At 72.7% G+C, this 26,477-nt stretch carries 26 protein-coding genes and 1 riboswitch; of the genes, 12 read left to right on the top strand and 14 right to left on the bottom strand.

Annotated elements, in window-relative coordinates:
• Positions 1-44: 44 nt before the first annotated feature.
• Complete coding sequence (locus ACFPZI_RS13750) at positions 45-1,673, bottom strand: solute symporter family protein (protein ID WP_381362833.1); 1,629 nt, start codon at positions 1,671-1,673, stop codon at positions 45-47.
• Positions 1,670-2,026, bottom strand: a complete 357-nt coding sequence (locus tag ACFPZI_RS13745; RefSeq protein WP_381362830.1) for a DUF485 domain-containing protein — start codon at positions 2,024-2,026, stop codon at positions 1,670-1,672. The genes ACFPZI_RS13750 and ACFPZI_RS13745 overlap by 4 nt, the downstream gene beginning before the upstream one ends.
• A gap of 265 nt (positions 2,027-2,291) precedes the next feature.
• On the opposite strand from ACFPZI_RS13745, the gene ACFPZI_RS13740 reads away from it, so the two are divergent.
• The 4 genes from ACFPZI_RS13740 (at position 2,292) to ACFPZI_RS13725 (ending at position 7,905) form a co-directional block, all read left to right on the top strand.
• A complete protein-coding gene (locus ACFPZI_RS13740) occupies positions 2,292-3,854 on the top strand; it encodes a S8 family peptidase (RefSeq protein WP_381362827.1) in 1,563 nt (520 codons plus the stop codon).
• Positions 3,855-3,973: 119 nt separating this feature from the next.
• Positions 3,974-5,458 (top strand): CoA transferase, encoded by a 1,485-nt coding sequence (locus ACFPZI_RS13735; RefSeq protein WP_381362824.1) that lies wholly within the window; start codon positions 3,974-3,976, stop codon positions 5,456-5,458.
• Positions 5,459-5,574: 116 nt separating this feature from the next.
• Positions 5,575-6,582, top strand: coding sequence for a CopD family protein (locus tag ACFPZI_RS13730; protein ID WP_381362821.1), 1,008 nt, complete (start codon positions 5,575-5,577; stop codon positions 6,580-6,582).
• A gap of 336 nt (positions 6,583-6,918) precedes the next feature.
• Positions 6,919-7,905 (top strand): DEDDh family exonuclease, encoded by a 987-nt coding sequence (locus ACFPZI_RS13725; protein WP_381362818.1) that lies wholly within the window; start codon positions 6,919-6,921, stop codon positions 7,903-7,905.
• 29 nt (positions 7,906-7,934) lie between these two features.
• On the opposite strand, the gene ACFPZI_RS13720 is transcribed toward ACFPZI_RS13725, so the two are convergent.
• Positions 7,935-8,186 carry a hypothetical protein gene (locus tag ACFPZI_RS13720; protein ID WP_381362815.1) on the bottom strand — a complete coding sequence of 84 codons (252 nt, stop codon included), beginning with the start codon at positions 8,184-8,186 and terminating at the stop codon, positions 7,935-7,937.
• A gap of 228 nt (positions 8,187-8,414) precedes the next feature.
• Between ACFPZI_RS13720 and ACFPZI_RS13715 the strand changes: the two genes are divergently transcribed.
• Genes ACFPZI_RS13715 through ACFPZI_RS13705 form a run of 3 tightly spaced genes read left to right on the top strand, consistent with a single transcriptional unit; the run spans position 8,415 to position 11,836 of the window.
• A complete protein-coding gene (locus ACFPZI_RS13715) occupies positions 8,415-9,233 on the top strand; it encodes an SURF1 family cytochrome oxidase biogenesis protein (protein WP_381362812.1) in 819 nt (272 codons plus the stop codon).
• A gap of 60 nt (positions 9,234-9,293) precedes the next feature.
• On the top strand, positions 9,294-11,075 hold the full coding sequence (locus ACFPZI_RS13710) for a glycoside hydrolase family 15 protein (protein ID WP_381362809.1): 1,782 nt from the start codon (positions 9,294-9,296) through the stop codon (positions 11,073-11,075).
• 5 nt (positions 11,076-11,080) lie between these two features.
• On the top strand, positions 11,081-11,836 hold the full coding sequence (locus ACFPZI_RS13705) for an SDR family oxidoreductase (protein WP_381362807.1): 756 nt from the start codon (positions 11,081-11,083) through the stop codon (positions 11,834-11,836).
• A 310-nt stretch (positions 11,837-12,146) separates the two neighbouring features.
• On the opposite strand, the gene amaP is transcribed toward ACFPZI_RS13705, so the two are convergent.
• The 5 genes from amaP to ACFPZI_RS13680 all read right to left on the bottom strand — a co-directional run bounded on the left by amaP (position 12,147) and on the right by ACFPZI_RS13680 (position 14,496).
• Entirely contained in the window at positions 12,147-12,734 is a 588-nt protein-coding gene (amaP, locus tag ACFPZI_RS13700) for an alkaline shock response membrane anchor protein AmaP (protein WP_381362804.1), read from the bottom strand.
• Positions 12,731-13,360: a DUF6286 domain-containing protein gene (locus tag ACFPZI_RS13695; protein WP_381362801.1), complete on the bottom strand. Its 630-nt coding sequence runs from the start codon at positions 13,358-13,360 to the stop codon at positions 12,731-12,733. The genes amaP and ACFPZI_RS13695 overlap by 4 nt, the downstream gene beginning before the upstream one ends.
• Positions 13,357-13,731, bottom strand: a complete 375-nt coding sequence (locus tag ACFPZI_RS13690) for an Asp23/Gls24 family envelope stress response protein (protein WP_381362799.1) — start codon at positions 13,729-13,731, stop codon at positions 13,357-13,359. The genes ACFPZI_RS13695 and ACFPZI_RS13690 overlap by 4 nt, the downstream gene beginning before the upstream one ends.
• Positions 13,732-13,745: 14 nt before the next feature.
• Complete coding sequence (locus tag ACFPZI_RS13685) at positions 13,746-13,931, bottom strand: hypothetical protein (RefSeq protein ID WP_381362796.1); 186 nt, start codon at positions 13,929-13,931, stop codon at positions 13,746-13,748.
• A 70-nt stretch (positions 13,932-14,001) separates the two neighbouring features.
• Positions 14,002-14,496, bottom strand: a complete 495-nt coding sequence (locus ACFPZI_RS13680; RefSeq protein ID WP_381362960.1) for an Asp23/Gls24 family envelope stress response protein — start codon at positions 14,494-14,496, stop codon at positions 14,002-14,004.
• Between the two features lie 88 nt (positions 14,497-14,584).
• Between ACFPZI_RS13680 and ACFPZI_RS13675 the strand changes: the two genes are divergently transcribed.
• The gene (locus ACFPZI_RS13675) at positions 14,585-15,370 is read left to right on the top strand and encodes a nucleopolyhedrovirus P10 family protein (RefSeq protein ID WP_381362793.1); all 786 of its coding nucleotides are present in this window, start codon (positions 14,585-14,587) and stop codon (positions 15,368-15,370) included.
• A gap of 25 nt (positions 15,371-15,395) precedes the next feature.
• Here the strand turns inward: ACFPZI_RS13675 and ACFPZI_RS13670 are convergent, their stop codons facing one another.
• The 3 genes from ACFPZI_RS13670 to ACFPZI_RS13660 form a co-directional block, all read right to left on the bottom strand.
• Positions 15,396-16,199, bottom strand: a complete 804-nt coding sequence (locus ACFPZI_RS13670; protein WP_381362790.1) for an enoyl-CoA hydratase/isomerase family protein — start codon at positions 16,197-16,199, stop codon at positions 15,396-15,398.
• Between the two features lie 147 nt (positions 16,200-16,346).
• Positions 16,347-16,568 carry a helix-turn-helix domain-containing protein gene (locus ACFPZI_RS13665; RefSeq protein ID WP_018567695.1) on the bottom strand — a complete coding sequence of 74 codons (222 nt, stop codon included), beginning with the start codon at positions 16,566-16,568 and terminating at the stop codon, positions 16,347-16,349.
• A 353-nt stretch (positions 16,569-16,921) separates the two neighbouring features.
• The gene (locus tag ACFPZI_RS13660) at positions 16,922-18,520 is read right to left on the bottom strand and encodes an ABC-F family ATP-binding cassette domain-containing protein (RefSeq protein ID WP_381362787.1); all 1,599 of its coding nucleotides are present in this window, start codon (positions 18,518-18,520) and stop codon (positions 16,922-16,924) included.
• Positions 18,521-18,763: 243 nt separating this feature from the next.
• Here ACFPZI_RS13660 and ACFPZI_RS13655 point away from each other — a divergent pair, with 243 nt between their 5' ends.
• Positions 18,764-19,177 carry a VOC family protein gene (locus ACFPZI_RS13655; protein WP_381362784.1) on the top strand — a complete coding sequence of 138 codons (414 nt, stop codon included), beginning with the start codon at positions 18,764-18,766 and terminating at the stop codon, positions 19,175-19,177.
• A 195-nt stretch (positions 19,178-19,372) separates the two neighbouring features.
• Here the strand turns inward: ACFPZI_RS13655 and ACFPZI_RS13650 are convergent, their stop codons facing one another.
• The 3 genes from ACFPZI_RS13650 to ACFPZI_RS13640 form a co-directional block, all read right to left on the bottom strand.
• Positions 19,373-20,755 carry a hypothetical protein gene (locus tag ACFPZI_RS13650; protein ID WP_381362958.1) on the bottom strand — a complete coding sequence of 461 codons (1,383 nt, stop codon included), beginning with the start codon at positions 20,753-20,755 and terminating at the stop codon, positions 19,373-19,375.
• 340 nt (positions 20,756-21,095) lie between these two features.
• Positions 21,096-22,235 carry an alpha/beta hydrolase gene (locus ACFPZI_RS13645; protein ID WP_381362781.1) on the bottom strand — a complete coding sequence of 380 codons (1,140 nt, stop codon included), beginning with the start codon at positions 22,233-22,235 and terminating at the stop codon, positions 21,096-21,098.
• A gap of 227 nt (positions 22,236-22,462) precedes the next feature.
• A complete protein-coding gene (locus ACFPZI_RS13640) occupies positions 22,463-23,203 on the bottom strand; it encodes a class II aldolase/adducin family protein (RefSeq protein WP_381362778.1) in 741 nt (246 codons plus the stop codon).
• Positions 23,204-23,430: 227 nt separating this feature from the next.
• On the opposite strand from ACFPZI_RS13640, the gene ACFPZI_RS13635 reads away from it, so the two are divergent.
• The 3 genes from ACFPZI_RS13635 to ACFPZI_RS13625 all read left to right on the top strand — a co-directional run bounded on the left by ACFPZI_RS13635 (position 23,431) and on the right by ACFPZI_RS13625 (position 26,462).
• On the top strand, positions 23,431-24,699 hold the full coding sequence (locus ACFPZI_RS13635; RefSeq protein ID WP_381362775.1) for an inorganic phosphate transporter: 1,269 nt from the start codon (positions 23,431-23,433) through the stop codon (positions 24,697-24,699).
• 32 nt (positions 24,700-24,731) lie between these two features.
• Positions 24,732-24,953, top strand: coding sequence for a hypothetical protein (locus tag ACFPZI_RS13630; protein WP_381362772.1), 222 nt, complete (start codon positions 24,732-24,734; stop codon positions 24,951-24,953).
• A gap of 243 nt (positions 24,954-25,196) precedes the next feature.
• Positions 25,197-25,335: riboswitch (cobalamin riboswitch) on the top strand.
• Positions 25,336-25,460: 125 nt separating this feature from the next.
• Entirely contained in the window at positions 25,461-26,462 is a 1,002-nt protein-coding gene (locus tag ACFPZI_RS13625; protein ID WP_381362769.1) for a cobalamin biosynthesis protein, read from the top strand.
• The last annotated feature ends 15 nt before the right edge of the window (positions 26,463-26,477 follow it).

Genomic DNA, 26,477 nt, shown 5'->3' with positions numbered 1-26,477 from the left:
CGAGGTCCCTGCGACGCGGCCGGAAGGTGTGTCGACCGGGTCGGTCAGTGGGCGCCGGTGCCGGTCAGCGACCGGACCTCCAGCTCCGCGAACTTCTTGACGTCGGGCTCCTCCTTCGACAGGACGGTGCCGAGCCAGCCCATCAGGAAGCCGAACGGGATGGAGATGATGCCCGGGTTCTTCAGCGGGAACCACGCGAAGTCGACGTCGGGGAACATCGCCTTGGGGTCGCCGGAGACGACGGGCGAGAACAGCACCAGGCCGACGGCCACGATGAGACCGCCGTAGATCGACCACAGGGCGCCCTGGGTGGTGAACCGCTTCCAGAACAGGCTGTAGAGGATCGTCGGCAGGTTGGCGGAGGCGGCGACCGCGAAGGCCAGCGCGACCAGACCGGCCACGTTCAGGTCACGGGCGAGGGCGCCCAGAGCGATGGAGACGACGCCGATGAAGATGGTCGCCCAGCGGGCCGCGCGGACCTCCTCCGCACCGGTGGCCTTCCCCTTGCGGATGACGTTGGCGTAGATGTCGTGCGCGAAGGAGGACGACGAGGCGAGAGTGAGGCCGGCGACCACGGCGAGGATCGTGGCGAAGGCGACCGCCGAGATGGTGGCGAGCAGGATCGCGCCCCAGGTCGAGTCGACGCCACCCAGGTGCAGGGCGAGCAGCGGGGCGGCCGTGTTGCCGGACGGGTTCGAGGCGATGATCTCGTCCCGCGAGATGAGCGCCGCGGCTCCGAAGCCGAGCGCGATGGTCATCAGGTAGAAGCCGCCGATGATGCCGATGGCCCAGTTCACGGACTTACGGGCGGCCTTGGCGTTGGGCACCGTGTAGAAGCGGATCAGGATGTGCGGCAGGCCGGCGGTGCCGAGCACCAGGGCGATGCCGAGGGAGATGAAGTCCAGCTTGGTGGTGCCGCTCGCGCCGTACTGCAGGCCGGGCTCCAGGAAGGCCGCGCCCGCGCCACTGTTGTCGGCGGCCTTGCCCAGCAGGTCGGAGATGTTGAAGTTGAACTTCAGCAGCACCAGGAAGGTGATCAGGATGGTGCCGCCGATGAGGAGCACGGCCTTGACCATCTGTACCCAGGTGGTGCCCTTCATGCCGCCGATGGAGACGTACACGACCATCAGGACGCCGACCAGGGCGACGATCAGGATCTTGCCGGCGTCGGAGGTGATGCCGAGCAGCAGCGAGACGAGCACGCCGGCGCCCGCCATCTGGGCCAGCAGGTAGAAGATCGAGACGATGATGGTGGAGGTGCCGGCGGCGGTGCGCACGGGGCGCTGGCGCATGCGGTAGGCGAGGACATCGCCCATCGTGTAGCGGCCGGAGTTGCGCAGAGGCTCGGCGACCAGGAGCAGGGCGACCAGCCAGGCGACGAGGAACCCGATGGAGTAGAGGAAGCCGTCGTAGCCGAAGAGGGCGATGGCGCCCGCGATGCCGAGGAAGGACGCGGCCGACATGTAGTCGCCGGAGACCGCGAGACCGTTCTGGAAGGCGCTGAACTGGCGTCCGCCCGCGTAGAAGTCGGCGGCGTCCTTGGTCTGCCGGCCCGCCCATACGGTGATGCCGAGGGTCGCGAGGACGAACAGTGCGAACAGGGTGATGATGAGCGGGCGGTGCTCGCTCGCCTCGTTCGCGGCGAGCTGGACGGTGGTGATCGAGGGGCTCATGCGCCACCCTCCATACGCGTCTTGATGGCCTCGGCCTTGGGGTCGAGGTTGGTGGCGGCGTGCCGCGAGTACCACCACGCGATGAGGAACGTGGTGACGAACTGCAGGACACCGAAGACGAGGGCGACGTTGATGTTGCCGAACAGCTTGGTGCCCATGAAGCCGCCCGCGTAGTTCGAGAGCAGCACGTACAGCAGGTACCAGACGATGAAGCCGACGGTCACGGGGAAGGCGAAGGAACGGTAGGAGCGGCGCAGTTCACCGAACTCAGCGCTCTCCTGCACCTCGGTGAACTCCTCGGGCGTGGGGAGTTTGTGTTCCTCTGCTGAGGGGGGCGGTGCTTCGGCGGCCACGAAGTCTCCTCGCGTTACGGGTGCGTTCGGACGGGGACGGGGGCGAGTGTCCTCGCGCTCCCTGCACAACGTCACGGCGCCACGCGAAGACCGGTTCAACCCCGCGTGCTTCTTTTGCGCGGACGTTCGCCGAAGACACTGCAGAGAAAACGTTGCTGGCCGGCGGGCGCGCGGGATAGCTTCGCCCTGCACCACCCGTCATGTACCTGCCCGAGCACCATCTGTGTCTCGGGCCGGTTTTGTTTCCGGATGATGTGGAGATCCCATGGCTCATCTGCGTTCCAGACGCCGGCTCGCCCTCGCCGTGCCCGTCGCGCTGTCCCTGACCGTCTCGCTCGGCTTCCTGCCGGCAGCGGCCTCGGCGGCTCCGCAGGCGGCACCGACGGCAGTTGAACGGGCGAACGAGCAGGCGACGGAGCGGGCGACGGACGCCCCCGGTCTGGCGTACGTCGTCAACACCAGGACGGACCGCCACACGATCGCGTCGGTGAAGAAGGCGGTCGCCGCAGCCGGCGGGACCGTCGTGGTCACGTACGACCGGATCGGTGTGATTGTCGTCCACTCGGCGAACCCCGGCTTCGCCCAGGAGATGCGCACCGTGCGCGGGGTGCAGACAGCCGGTGCGACCCGCACCGCACCGCTGGTCCCCGCGGGAACGACGGACGTGGGCGCGGCGGACTACGTGACGGCCGCGGAGGCCGCCAGGACGCGGGCCGCCTCCGCGAAGACCCCCGGCAGCGAGCCGCTCGAGGCCGACCAGTGGGACCTGCGCGCGATCGGCGCCGACAAGGCCGCGCAGATCAACCCTGGCAGCCGCAAGGTCACCGTCGCGGTGATCGACACCGGCGTGGACGACTCCCACCCCGACCTCGCACCGAACTTCTCCGCCGCCCAGTCGGCCAACTGCGTCGGCGGCAAGGCGGACACCAGTAAGGGCGCCTGGCGCCCGTACACGGACGACGACTACCACGGCACCCACGTCGCCGGTGAGATCGCCGCCGCCCGCAACGGGATCGGCGTCGCCGGTGTCGCCCCCGGCGTCAAGGTCTCCAGCATCAAGGTCAGCGACCCGGACAACGGTCTCTTCTACCCGGAGAACGTCGTCTGCGCCTTCGTGTTCGCCGCCGACCACGGCGTCGAGATCACGAACAACAGCTACTACGTGGACCCGTGGCTGTACAACTGCATGGACGACCCCGACCAGAAGGCGATCGTCGACGCGGTCAACCGGGCCCAGCTGTACGCCCAGAAGAAGGGCACCCTGCACCTCGCGTCGGCCGGCAACTCCAACCACGACCTGGCCTCGGACGCGATCGACGACGCCTCCAGCCCCAACGACACCACACCGGTCGAGCGCACCATCGACCCGTCCGAGTGCTTCGACCTGCCGACCCAGCTCCCGGGCGTGGTCACGGTCAGCGCGACGGGCGTGCAGAACCTCAAGTCGTACTACTCCACGTACGGCAAGGGTGTCGTCGACGTGGCCGCACCCGGCGGCGACGGGCGCTACCAGACGCCCGACACCCCGTCGAAGAACGGCCGCATCCTGTCCACCATGCCGAACAACGGATACGCCTTCCTGCAGGGCACGTCGATGGCCGCGCCGCACGCCGCCGGTGTCGCCGCGCTGCTGAAGTCCAGGCACCCGGGGGCATCCCCGGCCCAGTTGCAGGCGCTGCTGAAGGCGCAGGCGAACAACCCGGGCTGCCCGGAGTCGTACGACCAGAACGGCGACGGCGTGCAGGACGCGACGTGCGAGGGCGGCAGCCGGGTCAACGGCTTCTACGGCTCCGGCATCGTCGACGCGCTGCGCGCGGTGAAGCGGTGAAGCACTGCGCGCTGTGACGCGTTATTCATCCTGCGTGGCCCGTGGGTGAGTAAGAGGGGCCGGACGATCATTCGTCCGGCCCCTCCGCTGTTGGCAGACCGATAGCGCATAGTGCACCCATGACCGACACCGACCGCCCCTCCCCCGGCTCCTGCATCGGCTCCGGCCCCGGGCTCGCCGCCGCCTGGTCGTCGTTGGGCGGGGACCCTGCTCTCCTCGCGCGCGTGACGACCGTCGAGCGGCCCGAGGCGCTTCCCGCGCGGCTGCCGGTACGGGAGTTGGCGCACGCCTGCGTGGGCGCGTGCGCGCTGGCCGCGGCCGAACTGGGCGTGCGACGGGCGGGACCTGCTCGTCCCGGTCACCCGCCGGACCTCGCAGTGCCCGCCGTGCGGGTGGACGACGGAGCGGTGGCGGCGGCGTTCGTCAGTGAGCGGCATCTGCTGGTCGACGGGCGGACCCCGGTGGCCTTCGCCCCGCTGTCGCGCTTCTGGCGCACGGCGGACGGATGGGTGCGTACGCACGCCAACTACCCGCACCACCGGGCCCGGCTGCTCACCGCGCTGGGTACGCCCGACGACCCGGAGGCGGTGGCGGCGGCGCTGGCCGGGCGGTCGGCCGCGGACGTCGAGGAGACCGTCTACGCCGCCGGGGGCCTCGCCGTCGCACTGCGGACGCCCGCCGAGTGGGCGGCACACGAGCAGGCGGCGGCGGTGGCACGGCGCCCGCTGGTGGAGCGCGGGCGGCTGGATTCCGCCCCCGCGCGGACACTCACCCCCGTGGACCATGATCCCCTGCTGCCCGCCGCGGGACTGCGGGTGCTGGATCTGACCCGGGTCGTCGCGGGCCCCGTCGCCACCCGCACGCTCGCCCTGCTCGGTGCGGACGTGCTGCGCCTGGACCCGCCGGGGCTGCCCGAACTCCCCGACCAGCACACCGACACGGGGTTCGGGAAGCGCTCGGCCCTGCTGGATCTGCCGACCGGCCGGGACACGTTCGAGGAACTGCTCGCGGCGGCGGACGTGGTGGTCACCGGGTACCGGCCAGGGTCCCTGGACCGCCTGGGGCTGGGCCCCGAGGCGCTGGCCGAGCGCCGGCCCGGAGTGGTCGTGGCCCAACTGTCGGCGTGGGGGGCGTACGGGCCGTGGGGCGACCGGCGCGGCTTCGACAGTCTGGTGCAGGCGGCCACGGGGATCGCGGTGAGCGAGGGTTCGACCGGGCGGCCGGGGGCGCTCCCGGCGCAGGCCCTCGACCACGGCACCGGTTATCTGCTGGCGGCGGCGGTGCTGCGGGCGCTGACCGAGCAGGCGAACGAGGGCGGCAGCCGGTTCGTACGACTGGCGCTGGCGCGGACGGCGGCCTGGCTGCTGGAGGGAACGCCCACGCGTGCGCCGGGCGGCGATCGGACCGCGGCAGCCCTCGGCCCCGCCTCCGCCTCCGCCCCCGTCCCGACCGCGGGCGGGTCCGCCGGCGACTGGCTCACGGAGACGGACAGCGCCCTGGGGAGGCTGCGGTACGCCCGGTCCCCGGTGTCGTTCACCGGCGGCCCCCGTGACTGGACCCGTCCGCCCGGACCGTGGGGTGCCGATGCGGCCCGGTGGGGGTGACGGGGGCCGGTGACGGGCGGTCGACCGGGGCAGTAAATGCGGCCTTGAAAGGAAATGCACCCCACCCCTTCCACCCCATGCTTGCCCGTTCTGTGAGCCCTTGTGAAGATCCTGGGGTGACTCTGACAAACCCCACGTCCGGGACGACCGACGCGCACAGGGGCGCGCGGCGTCCCGGCACCGGCCCGGCCGTCGCCGTCCTCGTGCTGGTGGCGCTGGCCGCGCTGATACCGCTCCTCGGCCCGTCCCCGGCCCTGCACGACACCGGTGAGGCCGCCGCGCCCGGCACCGGTGGCATAGCCCTGCTCCGGACGGTGCTGTTCGCGGCGCTGGCCGTCCCCGTCGGCGAACTGTTCGTGAGACGGCTGCTGCGTTCCGTGCCCCACGCTCCCCCGGCCGTGCCGCGCGGCTGGTCCACCGTCGCGAACTCCGTCGGTTTCGTGGCCGCTCTCGGGCTCGCCTGCGTCGTGGCCTCCGGGAACCTGGTTCCCGACAGCCTCACCGCCATCGACGTGGGCAGCCTGTACGACTCGCGGGAGGGCAAACTCGCCCTCCTGGAGGTCAACGCGTTCCTCGCCGCGGCCCTGTGCGCCGCCTCCGGCCGTCCGGATACGCAGGTCTGGCCGCTGGCCGCGGTCGTCGCCGCCGAGGCCCTGCGTGCGCATCCCGAGACCGAGTACACCCCGCTGATCGGCTCCGGGCTGACGTTGATCCATCTGGTCTGCGCCTCGCTCTGGGTGGGCGGCCTGCTGTACGCGCTGCGCGTGATGCGCGCGTGGCGGGGCTCTGCGGCGGGCGCCGTGCTGCTGGGGCTGTACGCGCGCGTGGCGGCCTTTCTGCTCGTCGCCCTCACGGCGACCGGGGTGTGCAGTTCGCTGCGCCGGATGCCTCCGGGGTCGATCCTGGAGCAGCTGACGGACACGGCGTACGGGCGTGTCCTGCTCGCCAAGGTGATCCTGATGGCCGGGGTCGCGGCCCTCGCCCTGTGGGCCAGGATCCGGCTGGCCCGCGCGGCCGATCCGCTGAGCGCCCGTGCCCCCGCGCGGGCAGAGGCGTACGTTCTGGCCCTGGTGGTGGCGGTGTCGGGCCTCCTGACGGCGCTGCCGGTGCCGATCCGCTGGTAAGGGGCGGGCGGTGGGGGCTCCCTCGCCCGCCCTGGGCACGGGCACCTGGGCACAAGCGTTCCGGCCGGGGCCCGGCCCGGCATCCCCGTAGCCCCAGCAGCGCCCCCGCCAGGCAGGTCAGGCCCATGGCCAGAGCGCCGCCCGCCGTATTGCGCAGCCCCGGCCCGGCGGGCGCAGCCCCGGCCCGTGAGGACGAGGGCGGCCGGCGCGCACCGGAGACACCGTCGGAAGCGGTACCCGGCACTCCTCTCCGCCCATTCCCGGCACCGAACAGACGTGCCCCGCGCGATGCCTGACGGGCAGGGCTGTCGGCGGGGGCCCGTATCCTCGTGAACCATGCTCGAAGACCTCACGACCGAAGCGTCCTCCCCCACCGCGTGGCCGGCCGCGTATCCGCAGGGATACGCGGTCGTCGACGTGGAGACCACGGGGCTCGCCCGGGACGACCGCATCATCTCGGCGGGCGTCTACCAGCTGGACGCGCGCGGTGAGGTCGAGGACCACTGGTACACGGTGGTCGATCCGGAGCGGGACCCCGGCCCGGTGTGGATCCACGGTCTGACGAGCGAGGCGCTCCGAGGGGCGCCCCTCTTCACCGACATCGCCGGGGAGTTCGCCACCCGGCTGGAGGGCCGGGTGCTCGTCGCGCACAACGCCGTCTTCGACTGGCAGATGATCGCCCGCGAGTACGCGCGCGCCCGCGCGCAGGCACCGGTGAAGCAGCGGCTGTGCACGATCGCCCTCTCCAAGGAGCTCGCGCTGCCGCTGCCCAATCACAAACTGGAGTCGCTCGCCGCGCACTTCGGCGTGGTCCAGCAGCGCGCGCACCACGCGCTGGACGACGCGCGGGTGCTGGCGGAGGCCTTCCGGCCCAGCCTGCGGACCGCGGCGGCGCGCGGCGTACGGCTGCCGCTGCACGAGTGCCTGCCGCTGACGGAGTGGACGGACCGGCCCCGTATCGGGCAGGAGGCGGGCCACGGGAGCGGCTACCGGCCCACCAGTTGGCGCCCGTCCCGCAAGCGGCCGACGTGCCCGTATCCCAACCCGGGCCGGTACGAACCGGGCAATCCCCTCAAGCAGGGCATGCGGGTCGCCTTCTCCGGCGACACCTCCGTGGAGCGGGACCTGCTGGAGGACCGGGCGACCGAGGCCGGGCTCCATGTCGCCACCAGCATCTCCCGGCTGACCAGTCTCCTGGTCACCAACGATCCGGACTCGGGCACGTCCAAGGTGGTCAAGGCCCGGCAGTACGGCACCCCGGTCATGGACGAGGCGGCGTTCGGGCAGCTGTTGCGCGACGTCGAACCCGCACCGGAGGGCTGACCCCGTACGCCCGGACTGCCGGACCGTCCCTAACCGCTCACGCTGCCGACCTTGTCCACGATGCCGGCCTTCCCTTCCGCGCGGGCGCAGTGCGCTCCGCAGTACCAGTGGCCATCGACCTCGACGCCCTGGCCGATGATCTGCACCCGGCAGTGCTCGCAGATCGGGGCCATGCGATGAATCGCACAGGCGAACGAATCGAATACGTGGGCGGAACCGTCCTGGGTCGTGACGGTGAACGCCAGCGCATAGTCGTTCCCGCACACTTCGCAACATGTCATAAACCGCATCGTTGGGGCCGGGTGGGGCACTGGCAAGCCGACGGGGGCTGCTGCCCGGAGGTTCTACCCGGTCGGCGCAGCGGTCGCGGAGGGGGTCGCTCCACCTCCACCGGCTCAAGAATTGCCGTCCGACCGGTCCTCGATGAGCATCAGGGCGGGGATCGTCGGCCGGATGTGAGGACGTACCCGCCTGAATGCACCCCGCGGTCCTGGTTGTACGGTCGTGGGGTGTACCGCTTCCTGTTGTCCCGCCAGTGGGTGATCCTCACGCTGCTGGCGCTCGTGCTCATCCCGACGATGGTCGAGCTGGGCTTCTGGCAGTTGCACCGTCACGAGCGCCGGGTCGCGCTGAACCAGGTGATCGCCGCCTCCCTGGCGGCGAAGCCGGTGCCCGCCGAGTCGCTGACCGCGCCCGGGGCGAAGGTCGACGGCGACGACCTGTACCGCAGGGTGACGGCGAAGGGCAGCTTCGACGCCTCCGACGAGGTCGTCGTGCGCCGCCGCACCAACGCGGACGAGGAGGTCGGCTACCACGTCCTGACCCCCTTCGCCCTCGACGACGGCAAGGTCCTGCTGGTCAACCGGGGCTGGATCCCCGCGGACGGTCCGAGCCAGACCGCGTTCCCGAAGGTTCCCGCACCGCCCGAGGGCGAGCTCACCATCGCCGGGCGGCTGATGCAGGACCAGACGACCGAGGACAGCGGCATCAAGAACCTCCAGGGCCTGCCGGACCGGCAGATCATGCTGATCAACAGCGAGCTGGAGGCCGACCGGCTCGGCAAAGAGGTCCTCGGCGGCTACGTCGACCTGACCGACCCCGGGCCGGGCGGTGACACCCCGGAGCCGGTCCCCTCGCCCGAGCACGACGAGATCGGCCCCCACATGGCATACGCCGTCCAGTGGTGGCTGTTCGCCGCGGGCGTCCCCGTCGGCTGGGTCGTCCTCGTCCGCCGCGAGGCCCGGGAGCGGGCGGAGAAGGCGGAGCGGGAGGCGGCCGGCACGGCGGACGCCGAGGACACGGAGGACACCGAACCCGCGGCGGTGTAGCCCGTCACTCACCCGGCTCCACCCGGATTGCCACTCCCGGTGGCCGGGCATCCGCACCTCGTGCACCGTATCGAGGACTACGCGCTCATCGGCGACGAACAGACCGCTGCCCTGGTGGGCGCGGACGGCTCCGTCGACTGGCTCTGCCTGCCCCGCTTCGACTCCGGCGCCTGCTTCGCCCGGCTGCTCGGCGACGAGGGCAACGGTCACTGGCGCATCGCGCCCGTGGGCGCCGAGCGGTACACGCGCCGCGCCTACCGCCGGGACACCCTCGTCCTGGACACGGAGTGGGAGACCGACGAGGGCCTGGTGCGCGTCACGGACCTGATGCCGCAGCGCGACCGCGCGCCCGATCTGGTGCGCATCATCGAGGGCGTACGCGGGAAGGTGACCGTCCGCAGCACGCTCCGGCTGCGCTTCGACTACGGCTCGGTGGTGCCCTGGGTGCGCAGGACGGACGGCCACCGGGTGGCGGTCGCCGGGCCGGACTCGGCGTGGCTGCGCAGTGTGCCGGAGGTGCCCACCTGGGGCGAGGACCGCGGCACGCACTCCGAGTTCACGGTCACGCCGGGCGAGCGGGTCGCGTTCGTCCTCACCTGGCACCCGTCCCACGAGCCGCGCCCGCCGCTGGTGGACCCGTACTCCTCGCTGCGGCACAGCATCGCCGACTGGCGCGCGTGGGCGTCCCGCTGCAGCTACGACGGGCCGTACCGGGACGCGGTCGTGCGGTCCCTGATCACGCTCAAGGCGCTCACCTACTCGCCGACGGGCGGCATCGTCGCCGCGCCCACCACCTCGCTGCCGGAGGAACCGGGCGGGGTGCGCAACTGGGACTACCGCTTCTGCTGGCTGCGCGACTCCACGCTGACCCTGAGCGCGCTGCTGGCGGCCGGCTACCAGGACGAGGCGGAGGCGTGGCGCAACTGGCTGCTGCGCGCGGTCGCGGGCGACCCGGCGGATCTTCAGATCATGTACGGGGTGGCGGGCGAGCGGCGGCTGCCCGAGTCCGAACTGCCGTGGCTGTCCGGCTTCGACGGCGCCACTCCGGTACGGGTCGGGAACGACGCCGTCAACCAGCTCCAGCTGGACGTGTACGGCGAGGTCGTGGACTCGCTGGCCCTGGCCCGCCGGTCGGGCCTGTCCCCGCAACCGGACGTGTGGGCGCTGCAGAGGGTGCTGCTGGACTTCCTCCGCTCGGCCTGGCGGCAGCCGGACGAGGGCCTGTGGGAGGTGCGCGGCGGCCGGCGGCACTTCGTGCACTCGAAGGTGATGGTGTGGGTGGCCGCCGACCGTGCCGTGCGCATCCTGGAGGAGAGCCCGGACCTCGAGGGCGATATCGAGGACTGGCGCGCGTTGCGCGACGAGGTGCACCGTGACGTGTGCGAGAAGGGGTACGACCTCGAGCGGAACACCTTCACCCAGTCCTACGGCTCGCGGGAACTCGACGCCGCGCTGCTGCTGATCCCCCGGGTGGGCTTCCTGCCGCCCGGCGACCCCCGGGTGCTCGGCACCGTCGACGCGATCCACGCGGAGCTGGGGCGGGACGGGTTCGTCCGCCGCTACACCGCGGACGCCACCGACGTCGACGGCCTGCCCGGCGTGGAGGGCACCTTCCTGGTGTGCTCGTTCTGGCTCGCGGACGCCCTGCACATGACGGGCCGGACGGCGCAGGCGCGCGAGCTGTTCGAACGGCTGCTGGGACTCGCCAACGACGTGGGTCTGCTGGCGGAGGAGTACGACCCCGTCGGCGAGAGGCTGCTGGGCAACTTCCCGCAGGCGTTCAGTCACATCGGTCTGGTGAACACCGCTCTCGCCCTGCTCGGGAACGAGGAGGCAGGATAGGGGCCATGGATCTTGGACTGAAGGACCGGGTGTACGTCGTCACCGGGGCGACCCGCGGGCTGGGCAACGCCACCGCGCGCGAGCTGGTCGCCGACGGCGCGAAGGTGGTCGTCACGGGACGGGAGGAGAAGAGCGTCGCCGAGGCGGCCGCGGATCTGGGGCCGAACGCGGTCGGCGTGGCGGTCGACAACGCCGACCCCGAGGCGGCGGCACGGCTGATCGCGACCGCGCGTGAGCGGTTCCACCGTTTCGACGGCGTCCTCGTCAGCGTGGGCGGTCCCCCGCCCGGGTTCGTCGCCGACACCACAGACGAGCAGTGGCGGTCGGCGTTCGACTCGGTGTTCCTGGGCGCGGTGCGGCTGGCCCGGGCCGCCGCGGCGGAGCTGGGCGAGGGCGGGGTCATCGGCTTCGTGCTGTCCGGCTCGGTGTACGAGCCGCTGCCCGGCCTGACCATCTCCAACGGGCTGCGCCCGGGGCTGGCCGGCTTCGCCAAGTCCCTCGCGGACGAGCTGGGCCCGCGCGGCATCCGCGTCCTGGGGATACTTCCGGGGCGCATCGACACGGACCGCGTCCGTGAGCTCGACTCCCTCTCCGCCGACCCGGAGGCCACCCGCCAGGCGGCCCAGTCCCGCATCCCGCTGCGCCGCTACGGCACCCCTGCGGAGTTCGGCCGCGCCGCGGCCTTCCTCCTCTCCCCGGCCGCCTCCTACGTCACGGGCGTCATGGTCCCGGTGGACGGCGGGGTACGGCACGGGTTCTAGGGTCTTTCGTTCGGGTCGGCCCGGATCAGGCACCGGGGCCCCAAGCCCGGCACGGCCCGAACGGGAGGCCCTGGGCTCGGCCGCCCTGGCCAGAGGTCGGCCTGGCGGCACGGCGGGCTCAGGGCACGCTCCGGGCTCGGCAACGTGATGGGAAGCCCGGGTCAGGGCTGTGCTCCGGGCGCCGGGCTCAGTGGCTCGGCCGACCGCTCCCCCAGGCTTGACGGCTGAAGGCGGGGCTCGGCCGGCAGCCCGGCTCGGGGCCCTGACCGCCGGGCCCGGCTCGGGGCCCTGGACCGCCGGGCTCGGTGGCTCAACTGACCCGTTCCGCGTGGTGTTTGACTGCTCTGAGGCGGACCTCGGCCGGGAGGGTGGCCAGGGCCGCCGACTCGCGGGCGTGGGCCAGGGCTCCGGTGGTGAGGATGTCCAGTGCGGTGCCGGGGTCGACGTGGGGTTCCAGGAGGAGGTGGACGCGGGCCCGCGGGATGCCGCGACGGCCGGTCAGCCGTACGTGGGCCCGTTCGACGCCGGCCGGCCGGCCCGCCTCCTGGGCGAGGGCGGTCTCCAGCGCCCGGCCGCGCAGCACCGCGTCGTCACCGTCGCCGGTGTCGACGAACACCTCGGCGAGCCGTCGCCGGCGCAGTACCGCGATCAGCCACCACAGGAGGAGCAGGACGAGGACGGCGAGCGCGGCGATCACGACCGGCCACCACCAGCCCTCGTCCCGCCACCGGGTCCGCTCGGCCTCGTTCAGCAGCACGTCGTGCCGCCCGTCGTGCAGCCACCAGGAGGGCGCGGGCGCCCCCAGACCGACGGCCAGCACGGACCCGCCGAGGGCCATCAGCAGCAGGCCCACGATCGCGAGCAGAACGCGGTTGACGATCCTGATCACCGCTCTCACCCCTTTCGACCGGGACGTCGCACCCGTACCGCGAGCACCGGCGGCCGGGACAGCGCCATGCGCCTGACCACGTCGGCGAGTACCGCGCGCAGGTCGGCCCGTACGTCGTCCAGTTCACGGAAATGCGACACCGCGCGGACGTCGGCCCGCCTGCGGGTCACCCGTACGCGTACCGACCGCACCCCGGCGATCTCCATGGCCCGGTCCCGCAGTACCGTCGCCGCCGCGTCGCGGTCGAGACCTGCGCGTACGTCGGGGTGGGTACGGCGCATCGGGAGCAGGGACCGCAGCCCGGGGGTGAGGGCCAGCAGGAGCAGCCAGAGTCCGAGGACGGCGGCGACTCCGGCGCCCACCAGCACCCAGATGTCGTCCAGGGGCCGCCTGGCCAGCTGGTGGGCAAGCTCCCGGCGCCAGCTCATCGCGGGCCGGCCGGCGCGTACCGCGGCGATGTCGTACAGGAACGCCGCCGCCACCACCAGGAGCAGCAGCGCGAGCAGGCCGGCGGGAATCCTGCGCGCCGACCAGAAACGCCGGGAACCTCCCTCGACGTCGTCGGCCGGCTCGGACGGCCGTGTCTTCTCCAGGACGGTGCCCGTGGTGACCTCGGCAGGCCCGGATTCGCTCATCGGGTCCTCCCGCGGCTCTCGTCGAGCGCCGCCGGATGCAGCCGTTCCACCCGGACGGCGACCTCCGGTACCTGCATGCCCACCAGCCCGGACACCCGTTCGATCACCTGGCGGCGCACCTGGCCGCACCGGCCGCCGATGTCGCCGGGGTAGCCGAGTTCGAGATGGACGCGGACCCGCGCGGTGTCGTCGTGGTGGACGACGACCGAGGCGTACGGCGGCTCGGCGTCCTGGGGCAGCGGTCCGACCGCCTCGCGGGCCGCCTGGGAGGCGATCTTCGCGACCACCCGGTCGGCGATCCTGGTCGCGCCGCGCTCACGCGGCGGCACGAGGCCCGGGGCGCCGTCGGCCTCACCCTCCGCCGTGCTCACCGGTCCCACCGGTGTCACCGCCGCCGATCGTTACGGGGACGGAAGAAGTCGCCGAACTCCACGTCTCCCTCGAGGAACCGCCCGACGACGAAACCGACGGCCCCCAGGGCCGCCACCAGCAGGAAGGCCCCGAATCCGCCGAAGTATCCGGCGAAGCCCAGCGCCATGCCGGCGATCATGCCGACCACGGCCATGCTCATGGTGTGCTCCTCAGTTGCTCAGCGGTTCGCCACCCTCGCGGTCCCGGGCACCCGTTCCCCGCCCGGTTTCTCACTGGAGGCGGCTCTCCGGCTCCTCGTCCTCCTCGTCCGGCAGCTTCACGTCGCTCACCGCGATGTTGACCTCGACCACCTCGAGGCTGGTCATCCGCTCGACCGCCGCGATGACGTTCTCCCGGACGGCCCTGGCGACATCGCCGATGGACACGCCGTAGTCGACGACGATCTCCAGGTCGAGCGCGGTCTGCACCTCGCCGACCTCGGCCTTCACACCACGGGTCACCGATTTCGACCCGCCCGGCACCCGGTCGCGCACGGCCCCGAAGGTCCGGGACAGGCCGCTGCCCATGGCGTGCACGCCGAGCACGTCCCGCGCCGCCATGCCCGCGATCTTCTCCACGACGCCGTCGGCGATCGTGGTGCGGCCGCGCGTGGCGGGGTCGCCTCCGCCGCGCCGGACGCCCGGACCCTTGCGCGCGGAGGTGTCCGGCACGGTCTTCTCGAGGTCGGCGGCCCGCGTCGAGCCGCCGTCCGTGATGTCGCTCATCGCCGTACGTCCCTTCCGATCGTCGTCCACAGGACCACCGTATGCGCCGATGCGTGGTTGCGCGCCAGGGATACGGCAGGCTGGAGGAATGACGGCGGACCGATGGACTCGGACAGTGCGGCAGCAGTTGGGACTGGGCAGGCTTCTGCCTCTGGGCGGACCGCGCGACGGCGCGTGGATCTTCGAGCGGGCCGCCGGGGCGGTTCTGCGACGCGCGGTGGCGCGGGCCGAGCCGGGCGTGCGCCTGGACGGTCTGAGGATCGCGCTCGCCGCTCCGGAGGACACCGTCGAGCCGGTGGTGCCCGCTCCGCCCAGCGCCCTGCGACCGGGATCGCTGCGGGTGACGGCCTGGTTCGCGGCCACGGCGGCGGAGCCTCTGCCGGTGACGGCGGACCGGCTGCGGGCGGTGTTGTCGCGAGCCGCGGCGGAGCGGATCGGGCTGGTGGTGACGGAGGTGGACCTGAGGGTGACGGAGCTGCTGGACGCGGAGGCCGGGACGGCGGCGGGCCCGGCGACGGAGAGCAGGGCGGGGGACGCAGCGAACGGACCGGCCGGTGCTCCGTTCGAGGACCGGGCCGATGCTCCGTTCGAGGCCCCGGACTCCGGTGGGTCCGACGAGGACCGGGTCACCGCCGCGGCGCTCGCCGTACCGGGGGTGTCCCGGCTGACGGGCGCGCCCGGCCGGGCGGTGCACCTCGCGCCGTCACCGCAGGCGCCCGACGGCGTCTCCCTGACCGGCCGTCACGCGCGCGTGGACCTCGCCGTCCGGGCGGACCCCCGGGCCCTGGACGTGACCCGGTCGGTCCGTTCGGCGGTGTCGGCCGCCCTGCCGGATCGTCCGACCGTGGCGGTCCTGGTCACAGCGGTCGACTGACGCTCCTCAGCACATCACCGGTCGCTCATTCGCCGAGACCGGCCAGGTCCCGCAGCCGGCGGCCCTGGGCCGCTCGCTCGGCGACTCGCTGCTCCTCGTACGTACGCTCCACGGCCCCGCTCAGCAGCGCCTTCGTCTCGATCACGGCGTCCCGGGGCGCGGCGAGCAGCGCCGCCGCGAGGTCCTGTACCGCTCCGTCCAGCTCGTCGCCGGGTACGGCGATATTGGCGAGTCCGGTGTTCACGGCCTCCTCGGCCGTGACGAACCGCCCGGTCGCGCAGATCTCCAGCGCACGGGCGTACCCGACGAGCCCGACCAGCGGGTGCGTGCCGGTCAGGTCCGGGACGAGTCCCAGACCGGTCTCGCGCATGGCGAACTGGACATCGTCGGCGACGACCCGCAGGTCGCAGGCGAGGGCCAGCTGGAAACCGGCCCCGATGGCATGCCCCTGCACGGCCGCGATGGACACGATGTCGCTGCGCCGCCACCAGGTGAACGCCTCCTGGTAGACGGCGATGGTCGCGTCGAGGTCGGCCTCGCTGCCACGCGCCATCTCGACGAACGACGGATCGCCCTCGATTCCCTCGGGGGTGAGCATCTGCCGGTCGAGCCCGGCGGAGAAGGACTTGCCCTCACCGCGGAGCACCACGACACGCACGGAGCCCGGCAGCAGCCGGCCCGCCTCGGTCAATGCGCGCCACAGAGCGGGGCTCTGCGCGTTGCGCTTGGCCGGGTTGGTCAGCGTCACCGTGGCGATCGCGTCGTCGACGGTGAGCCGTACGCCGTCCTTGTCGAGTACGGGACCAAGGTCCTGGGCGGGCGAAGCCATGGGGCGCCTCCGAGGGGTGCGGTCGTCCTCCGTACCGTACGGCGGGACCGGGCCCGCCCTGCGGCACAGCTAAGTGACTGCACAGTAACCACCCGTCCGGCCTGTCGGCCGACCGGGTGGTCACCTCGGATCGTGGGCGCCCGGGGGTCAGGCCGAAGCGGCCTTCTTGCCCCGGGTCGCCCCGCCACGCCCTCGGAGCGTGACGCCCGACTCGCTGAGCATGCGGTGCACAAAGCCATACGAGCGGCCGGTCTCCTCGGCCAATGCCCGGATGCTCGCACCGGCGTCGTACTTCTTCTTCAGGTCTGCCGCGAGCTTGTCGCGCGCGGCGCCGGTCACCCGGCTGCCCTTCTTCAGAGTCTCGGCCACCCGTGCCTCCTCATGGGAAGTGCGCTCTGGTCCCCTCATGATCACCCCTCTTGGGCCCGATGGCCACCCATTCGGCAAGGTCCGTGCGACAAGGTTGTGACGACAGGAGTGCATCCCCACATACGGAAGGAGGGATTCCACGGGATGCCGACCACACCACCGGACGCGTTCCGCCGCGAAGTACCAGGTCAGAAAGACGTGACGGCCGAGCCCCGGACGATCGGGGGCTCGGCCGCGAAATCGGTGCAGGACACACCTGGGTACGAGGAGATCTCACACGAATGGGGGATCACCGATGGGCCGAATGATCCAGCCGCAGTGGATCATCCTACGACCGGCCGGTCCGGGGTCACTCAGGCGAGGGCGACGAGGTCCGCGTAGTCGGCACCCCACAGGTCCTCGATGCCGTCCGGCAGCAGGATGATCCGCTCCGGCTGGAGCGCCTCGACGGCGCCCTCGTCGTGCGTGACCAGAACCACGGCGCCCTTGTAGGTGCGCAGCGCGCCGAGGATCTCCTCGCGGCTGGCCGGGTCGAGGTTGTTGGTGGGCTCGTCGAGGAGGAGCACGTTCGCCGAGGAGACCACGAGGGTCGCGAGCGCGAGACGGGTCTTCTCTCCGCCGGAGAGGACACCGGCGGGCTTGTCGACGTCGTCACCGGAGAACAGGAACGAGCCGAGCACCTTGCGGACCTCGACGAGGTCCATGTCGGGCGCGGCGGAGCGCATGTTCTCCAGCACCGTGCGATCCCGGTCGAGGGTCTCGTGCTCCTGGGCGTAGTACCCGATCTTGAGCCCGTGGCCGGGTACGACCATGCCGGTGTCGGGCTGTTCCACTCCGCCGAGGAGGCGCAGCAGGGTGGTCTTGCCGGCGCCGTTGAGACCGAGGATGACGACGCGGGAGCCCTTGTCGATGGCCAGGTCGACGTCGGTGAAGATCTCGAGCGAGCCGTACGACTTCGACAGGCCCTCGGCGGTCAGCGGGGTCTTGCCGCAGGGGGACGGGTCGGGGAAGCGCAGCTTGGCGACCTTGTCGGCCTGGCGGACGCCTTCGAGGCCGGACAGCAGGCGCTCCGCGCGGCGGGCCATGTTCTGCGCGGCGACGGTCTTGGTGGCCTTGGCGCGCATCTTGTCGGCCTGGGCGTTGAGAGTGGCGGCCTTCTTCTCGGCGTTCTGCCGCTCGCGCTTGCGGCGCTTCTCGTCGGCCTCGCGCTGCTGCTGGTAGAGCTTCCAGCCCATGTTGTAGATGTCGATCGTGGAGCGGTTGGCGTCCAGGTAGAACACCTTGTTGACGACCGTCTCGACCAGGTCGACGTCGTGGGAGATGACGATGAAGCCGCCGCGGTAGGTCTTGAGGTAGTCGCGCAGCCAGACGATCGAGTCGGCGTCGAGGTGGTTGGTCGGCTCGTCGAGCAGGAGGGTGTCCGCGTCGGAGAACAGGATGCGGGCCAGTTCGATACGGCGGCGCTGACCACCGGAGAGCGTGTGCAGCGGCTGGCCGAGCACCCGGTCGGGCAGGTTCAGCGCGGCGGCGATGGTGGCGGCCTCGGCCTCGGCCGCGTATCCGCCCTTGGTGAGGAACTCGGTCTCCTGGCGCTCGTACTGCCTCAGCGCCTTCTCGCGGGTGCTGCCCTGTCCGTTCGCGATGCGCTGCTCGTTCTCGCGCATCTTGCGGATCAGGGCGTCCAGGCCGCGGGCGGACAGGACGCGGTCACGGGCGAGCACGTCGAGGTCGCCGGTGCGGGGGTCCTGGGGGAGGTAGCCGACCTCGCCCGAGCGGGTGACGTTGCCGGCGTCGGGGACGCCCTGGCCGGCGAGGACCTTGGTGAGAGTGGTCTTGCCGGCGCCGTTGCGGCCGACCAGGCCGATGCGGTCGCCCTTGGCGATACGGAAGGTGGCGCTCTCGAGGAGAACACGGGCACCGGCGCGCAGCTCGATGCCGGAGGCGGAGATCACGGACAGGCTCCAGGGCTTTGGGTGGCGGTGGGCGGCTGAGGGCGTTCCCGCCGTCTAATGCGCGAGGAGAATGGCCATGGGAGTCATTCTAACGGGGCCGCGCAACCTCTTTCCCGACGCACGGGTGTGTGGTGCCGGGCGCCCGGTCGGACCGGGCGGCGTTGTCGGTGGTGGGTGCCAGACTGAGCGACAGGTCGAATTTCTGGCGATCTTCCGGCTTGTGGGACACGAGGAGTGATGACCATGACAGGCACGGGTGGCGGGCGTCCGAGCATCTTTCCGACCCTGCTGTACGGGGACGCTAAGGCGGCGATCCGGCAGCTCACCGAGGCCTTCGGGTTCACCGAGTTGTCGGTGTACGAGGACGGGGGCGGCGGGGTGGCCCACGCCGAGCTGGTGCAGGGCAACGGCGCGGTGATGCTGGGTTCCAAGGGCACCGGCAGCGCGTTCGGCAAGGCGATGGAGGGCTCGGGCCCGGTCGGTGTCTACATCGCCGTGGACGACGTCGACGCGCATCACCGGCGGGCGGTGGAGCAGGGCGCGGAGATCCTGATGCCCCCGACGGACCAGGACTACGGCTCGCGGGACTACATGGCCCGCGACATCGAGGGCAACATCTGGAGCTTCGGCACGTACACGCCCGAGACCGGGGCGTGAACGGGGGCGAGGAAGGCTGCGCCGGGCCGGGAAGGGCTGCGCTGGAAGGGCCGGGAGCGGTGGGGCCGACGGCCCGCAGGACCGCGTGGGCGGTCCTGCGGGGGTCATTCGGGTCGTGTCGGCCCTGCGAGGCGGGCGGTTCGTGCGAGGCGGGCGGTTCGTGCGAGGCGGGCGGTTCGTGCGAGGCGGGCGGTGTCAGCCTCCGGTGTGCACCTGGAAGGCAGCCCTGCGGACGGCTTTGGCCAAGGCCGGGTCGGGGTGCGCGGCGGCCAGGGCGACCAGGACCTGGACGGTCCGCGGGTGTCCGACGGCGCGCACCTCGTTCAGCAGCGCGGGGACGGTGGGCTGGACCGCGGACTCCAGATGCCGCACCAGCAGCGGGGCCTCCCCGTGGTCGGCGACCGCGGCGGCGGTGTCCACCCACAGCCAGGTGGCCTCCGCCCGGGTGAGGACCTCGTGGGCGTCCTCGGGGTCGGCGCCCTCGTGCTCGGCGAGCCACAGCAGGGCGTAGGGCCGCAGCGTCGGCTCGTCGTGCACGGCGCGGACCTCGGGTTCGGCGGGGGCACCGACGACCCGCAGCGCCTCGAAGGCGAGGCCGCGCAGCAGGGCGTCCTCGCCACGGGCGGCGTCGAGCAGTTCGGTGACGGCGCTGCCCACCGGGCGGGCGGCGAGCCAGGCGCGGTACTCGGCGCGGGCCGCGTTGGGGCGCAGTTGGGCGCAGCCGCGGAGCATGTCCTCGGCGCCCTGCTCGATGTTCCCGGCGGGGCTCTGGGCGGCGACGCAGATCTGCTCCAGCTTGACCCAGACCGCCCAGCTGCCGAGTGGGGTGAGGGTGGCCTGTCCCTCACCGTAGGTGAGGGCGCCCACGGCGGCGAGGGCGCGCAGGGCCCAGTCGAGGAGCGGGGCGAGCGGGACGTCGTCGGCACCCGGCCCGGTGAGGGCGAGGCTGGGCGCGGGCGGTCTGAGCTCAGGCTCGGGCGAGCGCTCGGGGTGGGCGATGCCGGAGGAGCGGGGCCCGTAGTCGACCTCGCAGCGCTCCGTACGCAGTTCGGTGACCCGCTGCTGCAGGAGGTCGAGGAGCTGCGGGACGGGGACCGGGCCGGCCGACAGCTGGAGGAAGGAGAGGACCTGCGGCATGGCCGAGACGACCTCGCCCACGGCGGCGGGCCCGTGGTCCTCGGGTTCCGGGTGGGCGAGCGACCAGGCGTCGAACAGAGCGACCCAGCCACGCAGGACGGCGCTGTCGTCACGGTCCCAGGCGCGCAGCCGCCAGCCGGGGCGGGCGGTGTCGCCGTGCACCTCGACCAGGCCGGCGAGCCGGGCCGTGTCCCAGTCGGCGCGGACCTGAGCCGGGGTCAGGTCCAAGTCGTCGGCCGCCCATCCGACGGTCGTGTCGGAGAGGATGGCCTGACCGGCGGCGGTGGCGCTGCCCCGGCCGGGGCCCAGTGCGGCGTCGGCCCAGCGGGCAACGCGGGCCGCGCCGGCCAGACCGGAGCGCGCCATTCGGGCCAGCTCCGCGGGTGCCGGTGTGCCTTCCGGCGGGCGTGGCGCGGGGCGGCGCGAGCGCTGCTGGTTCATCGCCCTGGGGGCGGCGGCCAGGGGTCGCGGGCGGACAAGTCGAAGCCTGGAGTCGCGCGGGATACGGGACGTCACGGGTGCAGTCTCGCGGTTGACGGTCCGAAAACCCAAACGGAATGTCACAGGCGGCGAGGGGGATGGCCAACGCACGAGGTCGCGCGGCAGTCGGAGGCAGGAAACGGGCCGGGGACGGGCGGGGAACACGCCGCGGAGCGGAATCCCCGGCGACGGCCCGCGGGACTGGCGGCACGGGCCGCCCCGGTCGGCGCGGCGGGACGGGACGAGCGGGACGGGCGGGACGGGCGCGGCGGGACGGGACGGGACGGGACGGGCGCGGCGGTCACATGAAAGGGGTGAGGAAGCGGCGCAGCGCCTCTTCGTAGGTGTGCGGGTCGGCGTTCCACATGGCGCCGTGCGGCGCGTCCGCGACCATGTGCAGGATGGCCATGTTGGGCTGGGCGGCGGCCAGGCGACGGGAGAGCTGCCAGGGGGCCACGGTGTCGCCGGAGCCGTGGACGATCAGGGTGGGGATGCCGAGGCGCTCCGGCCCCGGCGTGCCGAGGTGATGGCCTCCGTGGTGGTCGCCGTGGCGGCCGATGCGGCCCTGGGCGGCGCGGACGGCAAGCGGCAGCAGCGCTCCGGGGGTGCGGCGGGCCGCGGCCAGGGCGCGCAGCGTCGACTCCCAGCTGAGCACCGGGGAGTCGAGGACCAGCCCGGCGACGTGGTCACGCAGTGTGGAACGGGCGGCGGCGTGCAGCGCCATGGTCGCGCCGGTGGACCAGCCGAGCAGGACGACCTGCCGGGCACCGGCGTCCACCGCGTACCGGATCGCCGCGTCGAGGTCGCGCCACTCGGTCTCGCCGAGGTGGTTGAGGCCGTCGGGCGAGCGCGGTGCGCCCTGATCGCCCCGGTAGGAAGGGACGAGCACCGGGAAGTGGTGGCGGTGCAGGAACTCCATGAGGTTCATGGCGTGTTCCCGAGTGGCGCCGAGGCCGTGCACCGCGAGCACCCAGGTGTCCCGGACGCCCGGCACGAACCAGGCGGGGAGAGGGCCGAGTTCGCCGGGGACATCGACGTCGGTATGGTCCAGGCCCAGGGCGGTCCCCGGGTCGCCGACATAGAGGTTCGGGGTGAGCCAGACCCGGTCGCCGGGCTCCAGGGTGCCCCGTACGACGCGTTCCAGGTGGCGTACGACGGTGTCGGCGGAGTCCGGAACGCCCTCCAGGACGGGTCCGACGATCGCGTGGGTGCCGTCACCGGAGAGGCCGTAGCGGCCGGGCCGCAGCGTGGCGAGGTGCCGGGTGAGGGTGACCTGGCCGGCGGCGGTGCCGTGCACGGTGAGCCGGGGCTCGGTGGGCAGGGGTCTGCCCGGCGGCGCCTTGAGGGCGGCGTCGCTGGCGAACCGGCCGACCGCCACCGCGGCGACGGAGGCCCCTATCACGGCGGTGACGGCAGCGGCCGTCGCTCTGACAGTACGCACCCACCCAGTGTCCCGGCCGACCGGCCGACCGGCCACCCCAGCGACGGTCCGGGACCCGAGCCAACGGGACGCCGGGCCTCGGGTCACCAAGGCACCGGGCCACCGGGTCGCCGGGTCGCCGGGTCACGCGGTATCGATCGGTCGAGGGGCGCCGTGCCAGGGCATCGCCACCCGCGTCGCCCGACCGCTCCGGAGGACGCCACCGCCCGCCTCCGTCGCCGGGCAGGTCAGCCGCGCTGTCCGTAGCTCCGCAGGCGGTCGGTGACCTCCGCCAGGTGGTCGGCCGACAGGAGGTTCGGGGAGCGGCCGGGGACGGACGAGGCGGTCAGCCAGAGCCTGCACATCCATTCCAGTTGGGCGGTGCGGTCGTAGGCCTGGTCGAGGGTCGCGCCGTGGGTGACGGTGCCGTGGTTCTGGAGGAGGCAGCCGGTCCGGTCCTCGAGGGCGCGCAGCATGTTCTCGGCCAGCTCGTCGGTGCCGTACGTCGCGTAGGGAGCCACCCGGACGGGTCCGCCGAGCGCGGCGGCCATGTAGTGGATCAGCGGGAGTTCGTCGACGAGCGTGGAGACGGCCGTCGCGTGCACGGCGTGCGTGTGCACCACCGCGCGGGCGCCGGTCGTGCGGTACACCGCGAGATGCAGGGGCAGTTCGCTGGTCGGGACCAGGGTGCCGAGGACCTGCCGGCCGGTGAGGTCGACGCCGGTGACGTCGTCCGGCGTCAGCCGGTCGTAGGGCACTCCCGACGGTGTGACCAGCACGGTCTCCCCGACCCGCACCGAGACGTTGCCGGAGGTCCCGACGACGAGCCCGTCCGAGACGGTCCGGCGGGCCGCCCCGACGAGGGTGGTCCAGGCACGCGCCTCCTCGCCGCTCACGGCTCTGTCCTGCCGCTCCCTCACGCGCTGCGGGCGGTCCTCGGCGCGTGCTGCGCCCTCCGCGCCCCGCCGGTCCCCCTGTCGCTCAGTCATGCCGCGATCCTGCCGGGTGACCGAGATCTCTTCAACGGCGTCTCGTCGGCTCCCTCGACTGCCCTCGACTGCCCTCGGCCGCCCTCGGCCGCCCTCGGCCGCCCTCGGCTCACTGTGGAGCAGTCGGCTTCATCACAGTCACCCTGTCGCCCATTCCAGTTCATCTTCCGTTCATCCAGGTTACCTACGTTCAACGCGCCAATGACTTCGAACGATTGCCTGGGTAAATGGAAAGCTTCTCGCTGATCCTCGCGATTGTGGTGGTAACCGCACTCGCGTTTGATTTCACGAACGGTTTCCACGACACCGCGAACGCGATGGCGACGACCATTTCGACCGGTGCCCTCAAGCCCAAGGTCGCGGTGGCGATGTCCGCCGTGCTCAACCTGGTGGGCGCCTTCCTCTCCGTGGAGGTCGCCAACACGATCTCCAAGGGCCTCGTCGACGAGGCCGGCATCCGTCCCGAGGTCATCTTCGCCGCACTGGTCGGCGCGATCCTCTGGAACCTCCTGACCTGGCTGGTCGGTCTGCCGTCCAGCTCCTCGCACGCCCTGATGGGCGGCCTGATCGGCGCCACCGTCGCCTCGGCGGGCTTCGGCGCGGTGCACGGCGACGTCCTGGTCACCAAGGTGCTGATCCCCGCGATCGTCGCGCCGCTGGTCGCCGGCCTGGCCGCGATGTTCGCGACCCGGCTGACCTACCGCATGGGCCGCAAGTCGGCCGACAGCAAGGCCTCCGAGAAGGGGTACCGGGCCGGACAGATCGCCTCCGCCGGTCTGGTCTCCCTGGCCCACGGCACCAACGACGCCCAGAAGACGATGGGCATCATCACCCTGGCTCTGGTCGCCGGCGGCACCCTCGCCCCGGACTCCGACCCGCCGATGTGGGTCATCCTCTCCGCGGGCATCGCCATCGCGCTCGGCACCTACCTCGGCGGCTGGCGCATCATCCGCACCATGGGCAAGGGCCTGACCGACCTCCAGCCGCAGCAGGGCTTCGCCGCCCAGACCAGCGCCGCGACGGTCATCCTGGCCTCCTCCCACCTCGGTTTCTCCCTGTCCACCACGCACTCCGTCTCCGGTTCCGTGATGGGTGCGGGCCTGGGCCGCAAGGGCGGCGTGGTCCGCTGGTCGACGGCCACCCGGATGTTCGTCGCCTGGGGCCTGACGCTGCCGGCGGCGGCCCTGGTCGCGGCGATCGCCGAGTGGGTCTGCGGCTTCGGCAGCTGGGGCACCGCCCTCGTCGCCGTCTTCCTGATCGCCTCCAGTGCGGCGATCTGGAAGATCTCCCGGCGCGAGGTCGTCGACCACACCAATGTCAACGTCACTGACGCCACTGACGCCACTGACGCCACTGACGAGGAGCAGAGCGGCGTCGTGACCGCGGCCATGGCCGCGGTGGCGCCCCCGCCGGCGAGCCCCGCGGCCGAGGAGCTCTCGGCCACCATCCCGGCCCCCACCGACCCGATGGCCCCTCCGGCCAGGACCACGGTCTGACCCCGCAGGAAGACACGTAGGAGAAGAGCACCATGAAGATCGACTGGGCGGCCCTCGGTTCCGTCTTCGGCGTCAGCCTCGTGGTCACCGTGGCCCTGGTGGCTCTGTTCACCCTGGGCATTACCGGACTGTCCCGCCGTGAACGGGCCGCCGCCCAGGGCGAGTCCGCGGTCCTGGCGGTCACCGGCGCCTACGCCTGCTTCGCGGCCTGCGCGGCGGCGGTGACGTACGGGATCTATCTGATCATGGCCTGATGACTTCCTGACGGCTGCCTGATTCCGGGGCCGGGGCCCGGGCCGGCGTCCCGGTCGGGTTCATGCCGTCCGGCGGGCGGTGCGGGGCACGTTGCCTCCGTACCGCCCGTTTCGCGCTTCCCGGACCATCCGTCGACCGGACCCGGACCGCCTGCCGGCCGTTTCCGCTCCGCCCGTCACGCCGCGGAACCCCTCTGTGGGCCTCAGCACACTTCAGCCTCGCAGGTCAAAGGCAAGTTGACGGTTCTTCCGGACCGTGGTGAACTGCCGGAGCCATTACGGCGGCAGGAGAGGAAGCCGGTGTGAATCCGGCGCGGTCCCGCCACTGTCACCGGGGTGAACGACCCCGGGAGCCAGGAACTCCCACCGCCGGTCTCGTCGAACCAGGGCGTGGACACCCTGAGTGAGGACATACCGCCATGCCCGGCTGCCTGTTGAGGTCGACCAGCGATGCTCCGCCCCGGCTCGGGGCGGCCACTCCCACCGGATCCCTCACCGGCTGAACCCATGGGTGCCGATCGCGAGTTCGCGTACGGCGCCGCCGCCGGCCTTCTCGGCGACCTGTTTCTCGGCGATCCCCGCCGAGGGCATCCGGTCGCCGCTTTCGGGCGGGCCGCGGCTGCCGTGGAACGGGTTCTGTGGCAGGACGACCGGGGTCGGGGCGCGCTGCACACCGCCGTCTGCGTCGGCGGGGCCGTCGCTCTGGGGAGCCTGGCCGCCCGCCTCGTACGGTCCTCCCCCGCCGCCTCCGTCGCCCTGACCGGCGCGGCCACCTGGGCCGTCGTCGGAGGGACGTCGCTGGCCCGGGAGGCCCGCGCCATCGGGCGTGCCCTGCAGTCCGGGGACGTCGAGGCGGCGCGGGCGCGGCTGCCGCACCTGTGCGGGCGGGACCCGCAGGCGCTGGACGCCGAGGGGATCGCCCGCGCGGTCGTGGAGTCCGTCGCCGAGAACACCTCCGACGCCGTGGTGGGCGCCCTGGTGTGGGGGGCCGTCGCCGGTGTGCCGGGGCTGCTCGGGTTCCGGGCCGTCAACACCCTGGACGCCATGGTCGGCCACAAGTCCCCCCGCCATCTGCGGTACGGCTGGGCCTCCGCGCGCCTCGACGACGTCGCCGGGTGGCCCGGGGCGCGGCTGACCGCCGTACTCGCCGCGGTCGCGGGGCCGGATCCGCGGGGTGCCGTCCTGGCCTGGCGCGCGGATGCCGCGAAGCATCCGAGTCCCAACGCCGGGCCCGTGGAGGCGTCCTTCGCGGGCGCGCTCGGCGTGCGGCTCGGCGGGACGCTGTCCTACGCCGGGCGGGTCGAGCACCGCCCCGTCCTCAACAGCGGCGGCCGTGCCGTGACCGTGGCGGACATCGACCGCTCGGTACGGCTCTCGCGGCGCGTCGGCTGGCTGGCACTCGGCGTCGGCGCCGCCGCGCGCATCGGCGTACGAGCCGTTGTGCGGGCCGGCGTACGGGCCGGTGTGCGAGGCGTCCCGAAGGCGCGCGGAAAGGGGCGTACGGCATGACAGGCGGTATGACGG

Source organism: Streptomyces chlorus (assembly GCF_042655885.1).
Lineage (GTDB): Bacteria > Actinomycetota > Actinomycetes > Streptomycetales > Streptomycetaceae > Streptomyces > Streptomyces chlorus.
Note: the sequence above shows the minus strand (reverse complement) of the source record. Positions and strands in the feature narration are given on the sequence as shown.